Genomic DNA, 424 nt, shown 5'->3' with positions numbered 1-424 from the left:
CTTTTCTTCTGCCGGTTCGGTTTCTGGATTAACTTGTGCTGCTAATTGTTGATAATAACCACTGTAATCTTGGAAAATGTCTTGATAACTGAGGTTCTTGGTATTGTTTTTAATCCGTAAGTCCGTTGTGTAGTAATCCAAATGATAACTTTGTCCAATTAAATCACGCGCATTTGGCATCAACGTCTTACCAGTATCAAAGATTGGCAGTGGTCGGATACGGCGCCATTTCTTATCATTACGTTTAGCAGTACGCATAATGACCATTTCACCATCATTCAATTCTTCCAGTTCTTTAGCAGAAAGTAACGGCATTTTATCAATAGATATTTGCCGGTTTCCTCTATCTTGTTGCTGTTCACCCATTTGAGAATTAACAATTTCTTTTTGAACTTCAATTTCACCTAGCCGTTCAGAAACAGCC

General features: G+C 38.0%; 1 pseudogene. It reads right to left on the bottom strand.

Features of this window, described 5'->3' with window-relative positions:
- Positions 1–424 (bottom strand): annotated as a pseudogene (locus CP370_RS09770) (type IV secretion system protein VirD4); the annotation flags it as partial.

It is taken from the genome of Lactobacillus sp. UMNPBX19, from assembly GCF_002553805.1.
GTDB lineage: Bacteria > Bacillota > Bacilli > Lactobacillales > Lactobacillaceae > Lactobacillus.
This window is presented reverse-complemented; position numbering and strand designations above follow the sequence as displayed.